This window comes from Terribacillus sp. DMT04 (assembly GCF_019056395.1).
GTDB lineage: Bacteria > Bacillota > Bacilli > Bacillales > Amphibacillaceae > Terribacillus > Terribacillus aidingensis_A.
Map to the genome: position 1 here is coordinate 892,209 of NZ_CP077639.1, position 16,372 is coordinate 908,580.

Annotated in this window: 10 protein-coding genes, 13 tRNA genes and 2 rRNA genes; 24 read left to right on the forward strand and 1 reads right to left on the reverse strand. The window is 43.8% G+C overall.

What is annotated here, in order from left to right:
* Positions 1-122 precede the first annotated feature (122 nt).
* The 16 genes from KS242_RS04805 (at position 123) to KS242_RS04880 (ending at position 5,848) form a co-directional block, all read left to right on the forward strand.
* Positions 123-3,047: ribosomal RNA gene (locus tag KS242_RS04805) — 23S ribosomal RNA — on the forward strand.
* Positions 3,048-3,305: 258 nt separating this feature from the next.
* Positions 3,306-3,418 (forward strand): 5S ribosomal RNA (rrf, locus tag KS242_RS04810).
* Between the two features lie 12 nt (positions 3,419-3,430).
* A tRNA-Asn gene (locus tag KS242_RS04815) sits at positions 3,431-3,505 on the forward strand.
* 1 nt (position 3,506) lies between these two features.
* Positions 3,507-3,598, forward strand: a tRNA-Ser gene (locus KS242_RS04820).
* A 16-nt stretch (positions 3,599-3,614) separates the two neighbouring features.
* A tRNA-Glu gene (locus tag KS242_RS04825) sits at positions 3,615-3,689 on the forward strand.
* Positions 3,690-3,713: 24 nt separating this feature from the next.
* Positions 3,714-3,789: transfer RNA gene (locus KS242_RS04830), tRNA-Val, on the forward strand.
* Between the two features lie 36 nt (positions 3,790-3,825).
* A tRNA-Met gene (locus KS242_RS04835) sits at positions 3,826-3,900 on the forward strand.
* 169 nt (positions 3,901-4,069) lie between these two features.
* Positions 4,070-4,146: transfer RNA gene (locus tag KS242_RS04840), tRNA-Asp, on the forward strand.
* Between the two features lie 27 nt (positions 4,147-4,173).
* Positions 4,174-4,246 (forward strand) — tRNA-Phe (locus KS242_RS04845).
* Positions 4,247-4,254: 8 nt separating this feature from the next.
* Positions 4,255-4,340: transfer RNA gene (locus tag KS242_RS04850), tRNA-Tyr, on the forward strand.
* Between the two features lies 1 nt (position 4,341).
* Positions 4,342-4,415 (forward strand) — tRNA-Trp (locus KS242_RS04855).
* Between the two features lie 18 nt (positions 4,416-4,433).
* Positions 4,434-4,506 (forward strand) — tRNA-His (locus KS242_RS04860).
* A gap of 73 nt (positions 4,507-4,579) precedes the next feature.
* A tRNA-Gly gene (locus tag KS242_RS04865) sits at positions 4,580-4,654 on the forward strand.
* Between the two features lie 7 nt (positions 4,655-4,661).
* Positions 4,662-4,735, forward strand: a tRNA-Cys gene (locus KS242_RS04870).
* A gap of 15 nt (positions 4,736-4,750) precedes the next feature.
* A tRNA-Leu gene (locus KS242_RS04875) sits at positions 4,751-4,832 on the forward strand.
* Positions 4,833-5,389: 557 nt separating this feature from the next.
* Positions 5,390-5,848 (forward strand): GNAT family N-acetyltransferase, encoded by a 459-nt coding sequence (locus tag KS242_RS04880; protein WP_217323257.1) that lies wholly within the window; start codon positions 5,390-5,392, stop codon positions 5,846-5,848.
* Positions 5,849-6,017: 169 nt separating this feature from the next.
* Here the strand turns inward: KS242_RS04880 and KS242_RS04885 are convergent, their stop codons facing one another.
* Positions 6,018-7,478 (reverse strand): carbon starvation CstA family protein, encoded by a 1,461-nt coding sequence (locus KS242_RS04885; protein ID WP_217323258.1) that lies wholly within the window; start codon positions 7,476-7,478, stop codon positions 6,018-6,020.
* Positions 7,479-7,869: 391 nt separating this feature from the next.
* Between KS242_RS04885 and KS242_RS04890 the strand changes: the two genes are divergently transcribed.
* From KS242_RS04890 to KS242_RS04925, 8 genes are all read left to right on the forward strand, one after another.
* Entirely contained in the window at positions 7,870-8,805 is a 936-nt protein-coding gene (locus KS242_RS04890; protein ID WP_217323259.1) for an NADP-dependent oxidoreductase, read from the forward strand.
* Between the two features lie 262 nt (positions 8,806-9,067).
* Positions 9,068-10,501 carry a PQQ-dependent sugar dehydrogenase gene (locus KS242_RS04895; protein ID WP_217323260.1) on the forward strand — a complete coding sequence of 478 codons (1,434 nt, stop codon included), beginning with the start codon at positions 9,068-9,070 and terminating at the stop codon, positions 10,499-10,501.
* 27 nt (positions 10,502-10,528) lie between these two features.
* Positions 10,529-11,074: a hypothetical protein gene (locus KS242_RS04900; protein WP_254391815.1), complete on the forward strand. Its 546-nt coding sequence runs from the start codon at positions 10,529-10,531 to the stop codon at positions 11,072-11,074.
* 82 nt (positions 11,075-11,156) lie between these two features.
* The gene (locus tag KS242_RS04905) at positions 11,157-11,735 is read left to right on the forward strand and encodes a hypothetical protein (RefSeq protein WP_217323261.1); all 579 of its coding nucleotides are present in this window, start codon (positions 11,157-11,159) and stop codon (positions 11,733-11,735) included.
* Positions 11,736-11,902: 167 nt separating this feature from the next.
* The gene (locus tag KS242_RS04910) at positions 11,903-12,607 is read left to right on the forward strand and encodes a response regulator transcription factor (protein WP_217323262.1); all 705 of its coding nucleotides are present in this window, start codon (positions 11,903-11,905) and stop codon (positions 12,605-12,607) included.
* The gene (locus KS242_RS04915; protein ID WP_217323263.1) at positions 12,604-13,605 is read left to right on the forward strand and encodes a sensor histidine kinase; all 1,002 of its coding nucleotides are present in this window, start codon (positions 12,604-12,606) and stop codon (positions 13,603-13,605) included. The genes KS242_RS04910 and KS242_RS04915 overlap by 4 nt, the downstream gene beginning before the upstream one ends.
* A 78-nt stretch (positions 13,606-13,683) precedes the next feature.
* Positions 13,684-14,448 (forward strand): ABC transporter ATP-binding protein, encoded by a 765-nt coding sequence (locus KS242_RS04920; protein ID WP_217323264.1) that lies wholly within the window; start codon positions 13,684-13,686, stop codon positions 14,446-14,448.
* Positions 14,423-16,312: an ABC transporter permease gene (locus KS242_RS04925; RefSeq protein WP_217323265.1), complete on the forward strand. Its 1,890-nt coding sequence runs from the start codon at positions 14,423-14,425 to the stop codon at positions 16,310-16,312. The genes KS242_RS04920 and KS242_RS04925 overlap by 26 nt, the downstream gene beginning before the upstream one ends.
* The last annotated feature ends 60 nt before the right edge of the window (positions 16,313-16,372 follow it).

A 16,372-nucleotide genomic window follows, 5' to 3' on the forward strand; every position in this document is an offset into this window, starting at 1 on the left:
TTGAGAGATCAAACTCTCTTGTGAACCTTGAAAACTAGATAAGAAACAACATGCCAGAACATCAAACTTTAAAGCAATGACAATTTTTATTGTCGCAAATTTTTAGCATCATGCGTTTAATTAGTTAAGTGAAGAAGGGCGCACGGTGGATGCCTTGGCACTAGGAGCCGATGAAGGACGGGACTAACACCGATATGCTTCGGGGAGCTGTAAGTAAGCTTTGATCCGGAGATTTCCGAATGGGGGAACCCACTATTCGTTATTGGATAGTACGTATCACTGAATACATAGGTGATATGAGGCAGACCCGGGGAACTGAAACATCTCATTACCCGGAGGAAGAGAAAGAAAAATCGATTTCCTGAGTAGCGGCGAGCGAAACGGAATTAGCCCAAACCAGAAGGCTTGCCTTCTGGGGTTGTAGGACACTCCTTTGGAGTTACAAAGAAACCATGTAAATGAAGCGGCTTGGAATGGCCCGCCATAGAAGGTAAGAGCCCTGTATTTGAAATGTGGTTTCCTCCGGAGTGTATCCTGAGTACGGCGGAACACGTGAAATTCCGTCGGAATCCGGGAGGACCATCTCCCAAGGCTAAATACTCCCTAGTGACCGATAGTGAACCAGTACCGTGAGGGAAAGGTGAAAAGCACCCCGGAAGGGGAGTGAAATAGAACCTGAAACCGTGTGCCTACAAGTAGTCGAAGCCCGTTAATGGGTGACGGCGTACCTTTTGTAGAATGGACCGGCGAGTTACGATCCCCTGCAAGGTTAAGTTGTATAGACGGAGCCGCAGCGAAAGCGAGTCTGAATAGGGCGATATAGTAGGTGGTCGTAGACCCGAAACCGTGTGATCTACCCATGTCCAGGGTGAAGGTCAGGTAACACTGACTGGAGGCCCGAACCCACGCACGTTGAAAAGTGCGGGGATGAGGTGTGGGTAGGGGTGAAATGCCAATCGAACACGGAGATAGCTGGTTCTCTCCGAAATAGCTTTAGGGCTAGCCTCAAAGGATGATGGTTGGAGGTAGAGCACTGATTGGACTAGGGGCCCTCATCGGGTTACCGAATTCAGTCAAACTCCGAATGCCAATCAATCTACTTTGGGAGTCAGACCATGGGTGATAAGGTTCATGGTCGAAAGGGAAACAGCCCAGACCGCCAGCTAAGGTCCCAAAGTGTGTGTTAAGTGGAAAAGGATGTGGCGTTGCTTAGACAACCAGGATGTTGGCTTAGAAGCAGCCATCATTTAAAGAGTGCGTAATAGCTCACTGGTCGAGTGACGCTGCGCCGAAAATATACCGGGGCTAAACACACCACCGAAGCTGCGGATTGACATCTACGATGTCAGTGGTAGGAGAGCGTTCTAAGGGCGGTGAAGGTCGATCGTGAGGACGGCTGGAGCGCTTAGAAGTGAGAATGCCGGTATGAGTAGCGAAAAAAGAGTGAGAATCTCTTTCATCGAAAGCCCAAGGTTTCCTGAGGAAGGCTCGTCCGCTCAGGGTTAGTCGGGGCCTAAGCCGAGGCCGAAAGGCGTAGGCGATGGACAACAGGTTGATATTCCTGTACCACCTAAATCCGCTTGAACGATGGGGGGACGCAGGAGGATAAGGAAAGCGCGCTGCTGGTTATGCGCGTCCAAGCCGTGAGGAAGTTGAGCAGGCAAATCCACTCAACAATATTCCAGGCGGTTATGGGGAGGGAAATTTAGTACCGAAGTTCCTGATTTCACACTGCCAAGAAAAGCCTCTAGTGAGGAAATAGGTGCCCGTACCGCAAACCGACACAGGTAGGCACGGTGAGTAACCGAAGATGATCGGGAGAACTCTCGTTAAGGAACTCGGCAAAATGACCCCGTAACTTCGGGAGAAGGGGTGCTTCTTTTTAGGAGAAGCCGCAGTGAAAAGGCCCAAGCGACTGTTTAGCAAAAACACAGGTCTCTGCAAAGCCGTAAGGCGAAGTATAGGGGCTGACACCTGCCCGGTGCTGGAAGGTTAAGGGGAATGGTTAGGGACTTCGTCCCGAAGCTGTGAACCGAAGCCCCAGTAAACGGCGGCCGTAACTATAACGGTCCTAAGGTAGCGAAATTCCTTGTCGGGTAAGTTCCGACCCGCACGAAAGGTGCAACGACTTGGGCACTGTCTCAACGAGAGACCCGGTGAAATTATACTATGCGTGAAGATGCGCATTACCCGCGACAGGACGGAAAGACCCCGTGGAGCTTTACTGTAGCCTGATATGGAATGTTGGTACAGCTTGTACAGGATAGGTGGGAGCCTTAGAAACCGGAGCGCTAGCTTCGGTGGAGGCATCCGTGGGATACCACCCTGGCTGTATTGACATTCTAACCCAGAACCGTTATCCGGTTCGGAGACAGTGTCAGGTGGGCAGTTTGACTGGGGCGGTCGCCTCCCAAAGAGTAACGGAGGCGCCCAAAGGTTCCCTCAGAATGGTTGGAAATCATTCGTAGCGTGCAAAGGCAGAAGGGAGCTTGACTGCGAGACCTACAAGTCGAGCAGGGACGAAAGTCGGGCTTAGTGATCCGGCGGTGCCGTATGGAAGGGCCGTCGCTCAACGGATAAAAGCTACCCCGGGGATAACAGGCTTATCTCCCCCAAGAGTCCACATCGACGGGGAGGTTTGGCACCTCGATGTCGGCTCATCGCATCCTGGGGCTGTAGTCGGTCCCAAGGGTTGGGCTGTTCGCCCATTAAAGCGGTACGCGAGCTGGGTTCAGAACGTCGTGAGACAGTTCGGTCCCTATCCGTCGTGGGCGTTGGAAGTTTGAGAGGAGCTGTCCTTAGTACGAGAGGACCGGGATGGACGCACCGCTGGTGCACCAGTTGTTCCGCCAGGAGCATAGCTGGGTAGCTACGTGCGGAAGGGATAAGTGCTGAAAGCATCTAAGCATGAAGCCCCCCTCAAGATGAGACTTCCCATCATTTTAAATGAGTAAGATCCCTCAGAGACGATGAGGTAGATAGGTTCGAGGTGGAAGCGTGGTGACACGTGCAGCTGACGAATACTAATCGATCGAGGACTTAACTAAAAACGAAAAGCGAAAGAAACCGTTTAGAAACGGAGGAATAAGTGAGAAAGCCCGGAGTGAAGTGTATTTCTTCACGCAGGGATTTATCGCTTAAGCCGTAGTTTCTGGTTTCTGTAGCTGGATCTAGCTCAACGCAGCTAGAACTTAGTAAGTCAACGCCAAAGACCAAGCACTCCGGTGCTTGGCAGCGCATGAGATGTAAAAGCATGAAGTTTCTTATCTAGTTTTGAGGGTTCATCCAATTGAATTCTTGATTTGTCTGGTGGTAATAGCGAAGAGGTCACACCTGTTCCCATGCCGAACACAGCAGTTAAGCTCTTCAGCGCCGATGGTAGTTGGGTTCGCCCTGCGAGAGTAGGACGCTGCCAGGCAATCTTGATTATTCCACAGTAGCTCAGTGGTAGAGCTATCGGCTGTTAACCGATCGGTCGCAGGTTCGAATCCTGCCTGTGGAGCCATGGAGAGCTGTCCGAGTGGCCGAAGGAGCACGATTGGAAATCGTGTAGACTGTTAACGCGGTCTCGAGGGTTCGAATCCCTCGCTCTCCGCCATAAGACTTACATAGATGGCCCGTTGGTCAAGCGGTTAAGACACCGCCCTTTCACGGCGGTAACACGGGTTCGAATCCCGTACGGGTCACCATTATACTTTATCAAGACCAATCCTGGAGGATTAGCTCAGCTGGGAGAGCATCTGCCTTACAAGCAGAGGGTCGGCGGTTCGAGCCCGTCATCCTCCACCATATGAATTTAACTTCATATCTATTACCTTTTATTATCGCGGGGTGGAGCAGGGGTAGCTCGTCGGGCTCATAACCCGAAGGTCGCAGGTTCAAATCCTGCCCCCGCAACCATATTAGTTCACTTTCTACGTCGGCTTGCTTCTTAGCAGTGAACAAGGGGAGTACTCGAAGAGTGCAACCATATTATCTTTTAAAGGGAGTACCTGAAAGGTGCAACCATATTAGTTCACTTTCTACGTCGACTTGCTTCTTAGCTAGTGAAATTGATAATCTATTAAGTGGTCCGGTAGTTCAGTTGGTTAGAATGCCTGCCTGTCACGCAGGAGGTCGCGGGTTCGAGTCCCGTCCGGACCGCCACTTATACAACATGTATATCTTATGTATGGCTCGGTAGCTCAGTCGGTAGAGCAACGGACTGAAAATCCGTGTGTCGGCGGTTCGATTCCGTCCCGAGCCACTCTAATCGGAGGGATAGCGAAGTTGGCCAAACGCGGCGGACTGTAAATCCGCTCCCATCGGGTTCGTAGGTTCGAGTCCTACTCCCTCCACCATAGGGGTATAGTTCAATGGTAGAACAACGGTCTCCAAAACCGTCGATGTGGGTTCAACTCCTACTACCCCTGCCATTTTATTTTAATTCTATGGCGGTCGTGGCGAAGTGGTTAACGCACCGGATTGTGGCTCCGGCATTCGTGGGTTCAATCCCCATCGATCGCCCTCTATATAGCTTTTAGGCTATAGCCAAGAAAAAGGGTAGGATTCCTAGTGGAATCCTATGCCTATATCTTATGCGAAAGTAGTTCAGTGGTAGAACACCACCTTGCCAAGGTGGGGGTCGCGGGTTCGAATCCCGTCTTTCGCTCCATAATATTGGCGGCATAGCCAAGTGGTAAGGCAAAGGTCTGCAACACCTTGACCACCGGTTCAAATCCGGTTGCCGCCTCCATTGCATTTGCAATATGCCGGTGTGGCGGAATTGGCAGACGCGCACGACTCAAAATCGTGTTCCGCAAGGAGTGCCGGTTCGACCCCGGCCACCGGTATCATCAGACAGTATGCCAAAGCTGTCAAATTAAGACGCTAACGTTAAGTTAGGGTCTTTTTTGCGTTCAATTATTTATTAAAAGATATAGATGGGACGTATACTATGTATCAGGTCAAGCAGTTTCTCTTACTAGGGTAAAGAACTTTGAAGAGGATTATTCTATGTAAAAAGTGAAGATAAATTATCGAAGTAATTTCCGGGAGATAATAAACATAGATTTTAGGAATGAGTTTGGATTCACTTGATAGAACGATGTAAATATCCTCCTCTTCATTACTAGTTACAGGAGTATCAAATTTAGGTGCATAGGTTTACTTAAGAGCTGTTATAACTGCTGCTGCTGATTCATTAGAAAGTGCTTTTGTATAGTTAGTTCTTGATTTATTAAGTAGTAGCAATAATGCAGATTTGTATTATAAAAGCGTTGTTTGATTGAGCTTGTGAATTTTCCTGCGTTTTTCTGTTTTGTCCCGCTTAAGTAAAACCGTTAAGCTATTCGTCATGTTTATTTACTCAGAAATTTTAGCTGTTAATATTATCTGGAGGAGAATGTGTATGGCTCAAATATCAATTCAGGAATTAACTGTAAAAAATATGTATGCATGTCTAAACCTAAAGCTAGCAGAGGATCAAGTTGCTCGAATTGCTCCTAATGTCTACTCTATTGCAGAGTCTAAGGTACATTCCAATTTTACACCGTACGCCATACATTTGGATGATGAAGTTATAGGTTTTGTGATAACGGAATATGATCCAGACGAGATTGAAGAAAGGAAGCATTGGATTCCTAGATTTATGATTGATGTCTCTTATCAAAGAAAAGGATACGGGAAAGAGGCAATGCAGCAAGTCATAGATATGCTTAATAAGAATGATGACTGTCATTATATTGGTCTTTCAACAGAACCAGATAATTATTCGGCACTTCGATTTTATGAATCACTTGGATTCATAAACACAGGCGAGTTGTTAGAGGAAAGTGAAACTATTTTACTTTTAAAAGTTAGTCGGTAACCTTTGATAAATATCTTATTAGAAAGATAAAGTGAACAATAGCATTCTTCAACAAACTGCAGTACTTTAGTCTGAGAATATTTATTAAGGCGTTTGCTAAACAAGCATCCTCTCTTACCTATAAGAACAAAAGGAGTTAGGTGAATGCGCTCACCTAACTCCTTTTTAATTAATTGATTTTCTCAGCTTTACGAAGAGGAAGTACTTCCATATCGACAGCTAAGTTTTCTTTTCTATTTTTGCTTCCTTTCCAGAAGAACAGAGCAGTGATGATGGCTGTTATGATAATACCTCCTGTATGTGCTGTCCCATAGGATAAGCCAAAACCGAGATTACTATCGTAAAGGATGTAAGTTAACACCATATCAGTAATGAATAACGCTGGAAGTAAGGCGATGAAGTAGTTTTTCTTTTTCACAAACAGATACATGGTGCCGATCCAAAGAGCAAGTGCTGCCGTTCCTTGGTTGGCAAATGAGAAATAGCGCCATAAGAGATTAAAATCAATGGTTGTTAACCAGTAGGAAACTACAAACATCGGAATCGCAATCGCTAACCGTTTTGCTGTTTTGGTCTGGCTTATATTGATGTAATCGGCAATAATATTTCGTGCTGCTCGGAACGCTGTATCACCAGAGGTAATTGGTAACACTACTGCACCAAGAACGGCTATTGTACCGCCAACCGCTCCTAGTAAGGTCATGGAGATTTCACTAACTACCAGGGAAGCTGTACCCTCATTTATTAACCCTTGCAGACTTTGTCCATCAAAGATTGTCATTGCGGCGGCTGCCCATATCATTGCGATAACACCTTCGGCAATCATCATGCCGTAAAAAATATAACGTCCTTGTTTTTCATTTTGTGTTGTTCTTGAGATAAGTGGAGATTGTGTTGCGTGAAATCCTGATAATGCACCACAAGTAATTGTTAAGAATAGTATCGGAAATATGGGTGAATTAGCCGGGTGCATATTTGTTAATGATAATTCAGGGATTGAATAGCCTTTAATTAATAACGCGGCACCTACAGCGATTGTACCAATAATTAATAGAGCTCCAAAATACGGATAGACGCGCCCAATAATCTTATCAATTGGGAGAATAGTAGATAAAAAATAATAAGCAAAGATAACGAGAATAATAGCTACTAAAGCAACCCTGCCATCAATTAAATTATGCAATAGTGAGGCTGGTGTTGTAACAAATACGGTACCAACCAGCAATAAAAGCAGTAAAGCAAAAACGTTCACTAAATGACGGGAAACTTTGCCTAGAAACTTTCCGGCAAGTTCCGGAATATGAGCACCTCTATTACGAATGGAGATCATGCCAGTTAAGTAATCATGTACTGCTCCAGCAAAGATTGAACCAAGTACAATCCATAAGAATGCTGCAGGGCCGTACAATGCGCCCATAATGGGACCAAAGATAGGACCAGTACCGGCTATATTTAGTAATTGGATTAATGCATTTTTCTGTTTGTTCATTGGTACATAATCGACACCGTCCTTATTAGCATATGCTGGTGTCTGTCGTTGTTCATTCGGTCCAAATACCTTCTCAACGTACTTTCCATACGTGAAATACGCAGCAACCAATGCTAGTATCGCTACAAAAAAAGTAATCATATTGTTCCCCTCCATCAATACATTTGTAAACGTTTTCATCATTATATTATAAAAGACATTCAAAAATCCAGTTATTTTAAGCATCAATTATTTTAATGTATGAAGAGCATATTTTTTGCGGCGCACATTCTTAAGGAGAAATGATTTGTACATGCAATTGAAGATACAGAGGTTGACATGTAAGAGACCGCTTTTATGTTGAATTATCGCCTTAAGCACTTTAGTTTAATTTCGAGTTGTATAAAGCTACAATAATAATTGTATTTAAATATATATACAGGATAGATAAACTTAATTAGATTTTAGGAAGCTTTGAGAAAAGGAATGACTTTTTAGGAAGCAACTAATACTAGATCTTGCAGATATATCTTGTAAAAAGGGAGTGCTAATGATGCGTGCAATTATTATTAATGAATATGGCAGTAAAGATGTGTTGAAAGAGCAAGAGCTGCCGAAACCAGAATTAAAGGCAAACCAAGTACTTGTTGAGGTTTATGCTACTTCTATTAATCCGATTGATTGGAAGCTTCGTGCAGGGTACTTGAAGCAGATGCTTGACTGGTCATTCCCCATTATCCTCGGTTGGGATGTTGCAGGTAAAATCGTAGAAGTTGGGGATGAAGTGAAGGATTATCAGGTTGGGGATGAAGTTTTTGCGCGACCGGATACAACCCGAGAAGGTACTTATGCGGAATTTACGACTGTGGATGAGGAATTGCTGGCGAAAAAGCCTAGCAACCTGACGTTTGAAGAAGCTGCTTCTATTCCGCTAGCAGGCTTAACCGCTTGGCAATGTTTAGTGGATAATACAAAAGTGAAGCAAGGAGATAAAGTACTTATCCAAGCAGGTGCTGGCGGTGTAGGAAGCTTAGCCATTCAAATGGCAAAACATTTGGGAGCGTATGTCGCTACAACTGCAAGTGAAAAAAATGAAGCATATGTCAAAGAGCTAGGTGCAGATGAATTCATTGATTACCGCACACAACAGTTTGAAGAAGAATTAAGTGATTATGATGCAGTTGTTGACACAATGGGCGGAGACATTCTAGATAAAAGCTTCCAAATATTAAAGTCTGGCGGCAGACTGGTGACGATTGCCGGACAACCGGATGAAGAATTAGCAGAAAAGCATCAAGTAACAGCAAGCTCTTATTGGTTAACGCCAAATGGTAAACAATTAGGTGAAATAGGGGAATTACTTGAGAAAGAAATAGTGAAGCCTCAAGTGGGCAGTGTATATGGATTTTCAGTGGAAGATTTACAAAAAGCACATGAATTAAGTGAGACACATCACGCTAAAGGGAAAATTGTAATTAAGGTTAAATAAATGTAACGCCTTAATTGCTGTCACTAAGAAGCATATCTAAGCTGTTTACTTAGGACTCTAACGTAAAGTTAGGGTCTTTTTTTTTGCTGCTAATCTTGTTTTGTATATATTCAAAGGTATGATAGCCGAATCCCTGATAGGGTTGTGTAAAAAGAACACTTTACGGGGACAACTAGGTGACCTCTTTCTTTACTCGCGGTTAGAAACACCAACATCTGGAGAAGCTGAAATCAAAAATACTTGCTGGCAGGAGGCAACAACATTGAAAAATCTCTCTACTAAAAAGATAGATACAAGAATTCTTAAACTGCCCATAAGTGCACGCCCGCTTATTGATCCGGATGATATTTGGGTGCCGGAAGGATATAAGGTTGAGGTAGTTGCAGCTGGTTTGTCGTTTCCTACCGGTATGGGATTTGCAGAAGATGGTTCTTTATACATATTAGAAGGAGGCAGTACGTGGCCGACGCGGCCTGCACTGCCTCCGAGAATCTTGAAAATGGATCCGGAGGGTAATATAGAGGTTTTTGCGGAGGAGACGTTAGGTGGACCACGGGGTGTTACGTATCGGGATGGCTATATTTATGTGAGTTGTAAGGGGGGCTATTTGGCGCGGATTGTTCGCTACAATGTCGAAACGAGAGAAAGAGAAGTGTTGATTGAAGATATTCCGAGTGGCGGATGGCATGAGCCTGGCGGTCCGGTGTTTAGTCCGGTGGATGGGTTAATGTACTTTGCGAATGGGTCTGTTTCACAGAACGGTGTTTGCCTGCCTTCTGGTTTTACAGTGGATCTGGCGAAACATCCGCATGCCCATGATGTGCCAGGGGAGGATATTACGTTAACAGGAAATAATGTGACATCACGTGACCCGTTAATGCCGTTCCCTTATTTAACAGAAACAGGTGCTTTTAAACCGTTTGGTACCCCAGCTGAGAAGGGCGAGAAATTGAAGGGTGAGCTTTGGTGCACAACTGGATTATGGCGTTCGAAGCCAGATGGCAGTGATGTGGAGCTGTTAGCTTGGGGATTGCGTAATCCTTATGGGCTCGCGTTTAGCGAAGATGGTGAGTTATATGCTTCGGACAATTGTCTGGAGGAAAAAGGCGAGCGTGGCGTGGCGGGAGATCCGGATCGCGTATGGCATATTCGAAATGCTAAAAAGCCTTATGGCAGTGTGAAGAAACCAGATTGGTATGGGTTTCCTGAATTAAGAGCTGACGGTGTACCGGTGTGGGATGAACGGGCAAAGCCGGAAAAGGGGAAACCAGCTGAGCAGTTGATTGAAAACTTGCCAGAGTGGGCTGGACCTCCAGCTTATTTAGAAAAGCCGCATTCAGCCATGACAAAGATGGAATTCTCTACTTCAGATACATTCGGATACCGCGGTGAGCTGTTTGTCACAGAGTGGGGCACTTATGCGCCGCTGAACTCTCCGCATGAAAAGGATAAAGATAATGGTTTTCAGGTTGTCCGAGTGAATGTGCATACAGGAAAGTCAGAAGTGTTTTTGCGGAATAAACAGCCTAACGATTCCAATCGTCCAAAAGGCGGAATGGAACGCCCTGTTGATTGTAAGTTTCATCCCGATGGAAAGAGTTTGTATGTGCTTGATTTTGGACATTCTCCGGTAACAGAAGGACTTGTGCAAGCTTACGGCCATACAGGTGTGCTTTGGAAAGTGACAAAGATATGAAGCAGAGAATGATGGGAGGGGATTTACTTGAATCAAATCACATTGATTGAATTAGATGAAGTTTATTTAGCGGATCAGCTGGACAAAGTCGAAAGCTGGCTGGATCATACAGCGACAGCACAATTTATCTTAATGGAAAAATTACAAAAAGCGATTCCGAAAATAGAAGAACCGCATATTCGGGAAGCAATAGAAAAGGTCGCAGATGCGAATAAGCATCACGCACATGGTGTGAAACAGCTATTTTCCTTCATTGACAGAAAATATAATAAGAAAACAGATAGTGTAGTAGCTGCTGCTACAGCAAAACTGGAAGTCGGCATACTTGGTTTCCAAGATCTTTTCGGCGGGGCTGTTGGTTCGTGGCAGGGACTGCATCATTTGCTGTTACTAAATCAGCAAGCTATGGGCGCATTTGCGGTCGTAGAACAGCTCGGTTATTCGCTCGGAATGAAAGAAATAGTGGATATCGGTTTTTCTGTTACCCATGAAAAGCAAATGCATCATATTGTGCTGCAGGAATATATGCTGGAGATGGCTCCAATATCGATTTTGTACAAAAGAAATATATGATCGTCCTAGCTATGAAGTCAGAGCCTTTCGGAATATTTTTGATTGCTGGATATTAAATTTTAGATAGAAAGGGGCGATAGCAATGAGAATGAAAACGATTGGAATGCGCGTCTATCATGCAAATCATGGAATTACAACAGACCATTACTCAGCTACCTTAAAACTTGTCTTTGGCAGTTTATTAGGCGTGATAGCAGCACTTTTGCAAGCGGCAGGTCTGTTTTCCGGGATAGGTTATGTGTTTAGCATGTTAGCTACCGGCCCCATTATTCTCGCAACAATTATGTCTATCAGGGTGGGATTACTTACTTATGTGTTAACAGCATTATTGCTGCTCGTTATCCAGCCTACAGAAGTACTAGTCTTTTTATTTACGACGGGCATATTAGGTATTGGGTTAGGGATCGGATTTAAGCTGTTAAAAAGGAGATTATTCGTTACGGCTGCGGGCGCTTTAACATTGGCGCTGGGGATTGCTGTTTTGCTTTACCTGTTTCAGTTTCCTATTCTTGGTCCGTCATTAACAGGTGAGCTGAACATGTCGGTGACTGCTGGTATCCTTGCTTTCTGTCTGCTTTACAGCTGGATATGGATGCGAGTTAGCTTATTCGCTATGCACCGATTTGAAAAGCAGTATACTGGCAGACAGAGTGGTACTTAATTTTGGGAGATATGGCTTCTGCGGTGATTATTTTACAAAGGGATTCTAACAAAGTGTTAGGGTCCTTTTTGTTTTTCGTATATACAGAACCGATTTCGCTGGAGCAACAATCTAATGCGATTCAATGATAAGATGATAGTGAATCAATGAAGCAGGGGGCATAAAGTATGAAAAAAATTATGATCATAGAAGATGACATAAAAATAGCGGAACATTTATGTTCTCATATTGAAAAATACGGATATGAAGTAATAATCGCACCAGATTTTGAAAATATATTGGCTACGTTCCTAGATGCACAGCCAGATTTGGTGTTGCTGGATATTAATCTGCCTAGCTATGACGGGTATTATTGGTGCAGACAAATTAGACAAGCCTCCATCTGTCCTGTTATTTTCATTTCGGCTCGAACTGGTGAGATGGATCAAGTGATGGCAATTGAAAATGGAGGAGATGACTTTATTACAAAGCCATTTCACCCGGATATCGTCATGGCCAAAATTAGAAGTCAAGTGCGTCGTGCATATGGAGAGTATGCAGCAAAGAATGAAGAGAGGGTGCTTATCCAAGATGGATTACACTTTTACCCGGAACGATTGGAACTTCGATTTGGCAGCCAATCAACGCAGCTAACGAAGAAAGAAACCGATATTGTTGAAAGTCTGCTGGAGCGATATCCTCGTGTTGCTGGCCGGCAAGATTTACTGGCAAAATTATGGGATGACCAAGCCTATGTGGATGAAAATACGTTAAACGTGAATGTCGCGCGTGTGCGCAATAAGTTCCAGGAAGTCGGCATTGAAGATGCGGTAGAAACTGTCAGAGGAGCGGGATATCGATTGCGCATTACATGGAAAGAGGAGAAAGCATGAAACTATTTCTTCGTGAGCATGTGCTGCTTATTGTAGTCCAGCTCTGCCAATGTGCAATCGTTCCTGTGCTATTTTGGTTAGACGGCTACCGAAATACAGGTGTAAGCATATACGCTTTCTTTCTGACTTTAATACTCACAACGGCATATCTCATTTATCGGTATCTAAGCAGAAGAAGCTTTTATCAAAGGTTGCAGCATCCATTGCCCGCTCTTGATGATTCTTTGAAAACGACGGAGCGTGCTCCGATTAGTGAAGCATTGGATCTATTGCTTACTTCTCAGTATCGATTGTATCAGGAGGAGCTGCGCAAAGGCGAGGAGAGGCAGGAGGAGCATGTGTTATTTATGGATCGCTGGGTGCATCAAATGAAGACACCGCTTTCTGTTATTGAACTGTCGGCGCAAACATTAGATGAGCCCGAATCGTCCAGTATCCGGGAAGAAACGGACCGTATGCGGGATGGCTTGAATACGGTGCTTTATTTAGCCAGGCTTCGCACCATTACAGAAGATTTTCATATTAAGCCAGTTACCCTTTCTAAGCTAGTCCATGAAGTGAATCAGGAAAACAAGCGGTACTATATCCGCAATGAAGTGTATCCGCAGCTGAAAGAGGAAGCAACAGGAGCTATGGCAGAGACGGATGAAAAGTGGCTGTTTTTCATGTTGTCGCAGCTCGTGCATAATGCAGTAAAATACTCTGCGGGCAAATCAAATCATATTGTGCTGTCGTTTTACGAAAGAGCCGGCGAGCTGGTATTGGAAGTGAAGGACTTTGGAATTGGAATTCCTTTTGTTGATCGAAAACGTATTTTTAACAAATTTTATACCGGAGAGAATGGGCGCATCTTTCGGGAATCAACAGGCATGGGATTGTATTTGGTTAAAGAGGTTGCAGATATTCTGGAGCACCGTCTTGAAATGGAATCAGTTGTCGGAGAAGGCACGACATTCCGTATCATTTTCTCTAAAACGCAGAACCTTACAGCGATGTAAGGTTCTTGAAAGCATAATCGATAGTGCGACGTACAGCAGACAGGATATGCTAGGAGCGTAATAGAGAGGAGAATAATGATGCTTAATCTTATAAAAGTAAGTAAGGTTTACGAAGGGAAAGTAGCGTATCGAGCTCTGACGGATATTAATCTAGAGGTAGAAAAAGGCGAATTTGTTGCCATTATGGGACCATCCGGAAGCGGAAAAACAACACTGCTGAATATTATTTCCACAAATGATACCCCAACGACTGGACAAATAGAACTAGAAGGGGAAAATCCGCATCTGCTAAAGAAAAATGCTTTGGCTAAATTTCGTCGTAACGAATTAGGGTTTATATTTCAGGACTTTAACTTATTGCATACACTAACTGTTCAAGAAAATATTGTGCTGCCATTAACACTAGACGGAGCTCGTGTCAGTGATATGCAGCAAAAAGCGCAAGCTATTGCAGAAAACCTTGGCATCGCTCCCATCATGAACAAGCGCACTTATGAGATATCTGGAGGACAGGCGCAGCGGGTAGCAATTGCCCGGGCGATGATTCATGAACCGAAGCTGCTGTTGGCTGATGAACCCACAGGTAACTTGGATTCAAAAGCGTCCAAAGATGTTATGAAAATGCTCGTGTCTATTAATGAAAACAATAAAACAAGCTTGTTAATGGTAACGCATGACCCGCAAGCAGCCAGTTATTCGGATCGTGTGGTGTTTATCCGGGATGGAAAGCTGCATTCCGAAATCCTTCGCGGAGAGAGCAGGCAGGCATTCTTCCAGAAGATCATTGATATGCTTTCACTGATGGGGGGAGATGGCAATGACTTTTCGTCAGTTCGCGTTTAGGAACGTATTACGCAACAAGCGACTGTATATTGCATATTTCCTCAGCAGTCTGTTTACGGTAATGGTATTCTTCACTTTTGCCATCTTTGCATTCCATCCAGCTTTTTCAGGAGGCTCTATTAATAAGAATGTAATGATCGGAATGGCTGCTTCTGGCGGAATCATTTATGTGTTTTCTTTCTTCTTTATTCTCTATTCAATGAGCGCTTTCATTCAATCGAGAAAGAAAGAATTTGGTTTGCTAATTAATCTTGGTGCTTCAAACAAGCAAATTCGGATTATGGTATTTTTGGAGAATATCTTAATTGGATTCTTTTCTACAGTTGGCGGAATTTTAGCTGGTTTGGTTTTTGCAAAAGCGATTCTTTTAATTGCGGAAAATGTACTAATCATTGACGAATCGCTCGATTTTTATTTTCCTATGCTTGCGATTGTGGTGACATTTGTCAGCTTTATGCTCCTGTTTTTCTGTATCTCCATGTTTGTTGCATTCATTTTGCGCACAAATAAATTGGTAGATTTGATTAAAGGTGATAAGCAATCCAAAGGAGAACCAAAAGCGTCTATTGTTCTTTCCATACTTGCAGCTTTACTACTTTTCGCAGGATATGGTACCGCTTTGGCTGTGAAGGGGTTTGGAGTTGTTGCAGCCATGATACCAGTGATCATCGTTGTTACACTGGGGACGTATATTTTATTTACCCAATTGAGTGTGTATTGCATCCGTCTTTTAAAAGATAACAAGTCCATCTTTTGGCGCAAAACAAATATGTTGTTTTTCTCTGATTTATCTTTCCGAATGAAGGACAATGCCAGAACCTTCTTTATGGTGGCGATTATATCAACGGTTGCATTTAGTGCGATTGGAGCACTGTATGGATTTCAGTCGTACCTCACCAAAGGAGTAAAGGAGATGAATCCTTACACCTATACGTATAGTCCGTTTTTGGATGACAGCAAAGAAGTAATTGAAAACGATTTGGAGCAAGTTAATACAATCTTGGAAGAAGAAAACGTAGACGCCGAAATGGAATTGGCAGAGCTCGGCTATTTTGACACAACAGAAGATTTTACGGTTTTAATCGCGAAAGCATCGGTTTACAATCGCTTTGCGGCTTTGATTGACGAAAAGGAGATTCATCCTGAGGATAACGAAGCAATCATAATTGAGCAGAGTGATGCGATGATGACGCAGCAAAAAGCAAGTGAAGTACTGATGAAATCGACGGTCCCATTACAAGATGGCCAGGAGATCCAACCAAGCACTGTTATTAAATCTGCTGTATTAGCTGAAGTGAATGGCTACTATGTCGTAAGCGACGCTGTTTATGAACAGCTGACATTACCAGTTAGAACGGAGACAAATGCGGTATGGCAAGCAAATGGAACAAACGAAGAGCAAGTTATACAGGCGGGAGAAAAATTAGCGCAGCAAGTGGAGCATAAGGTGTTTTCTGTTGATTACGCACTCTATGAAATCAATAAAGCATATGGACCGATTCTATTTATTGGCTTGTTTATTGGCATTGTATTCTTTGTTTCAGCTGGGAGCTTTCTTTATTTCCGACTATTCATGGATATAGATGAAGAAAAGCGCAAGTTCCGCTCGATTGCCAAAATTGGATTAACACAATCTGAGCTGAAGAAAGTCGTTACACGACAGATTGCCATTTTGTTCTTCTCGCCAATTGTTGTCGCGCTTATCCACGGTGCCGTAGCGCTAACTGCATTATCGCGCTTGTTTAACTACAATCTAACTGCAGAAGCTGGCTTTGTATTAGGAAGCTTCGCATTCATCCAGGTAATTTATTTCTTGGTTGTACGATTCTTCTACGTGAAACAAGTGGAGAAGATGATACTTTAAGAAAGGCTTCTTTTTAAAGTGAAGTGTGTATTACGTAGTAAGCGAAACTGAAAGCTGCTG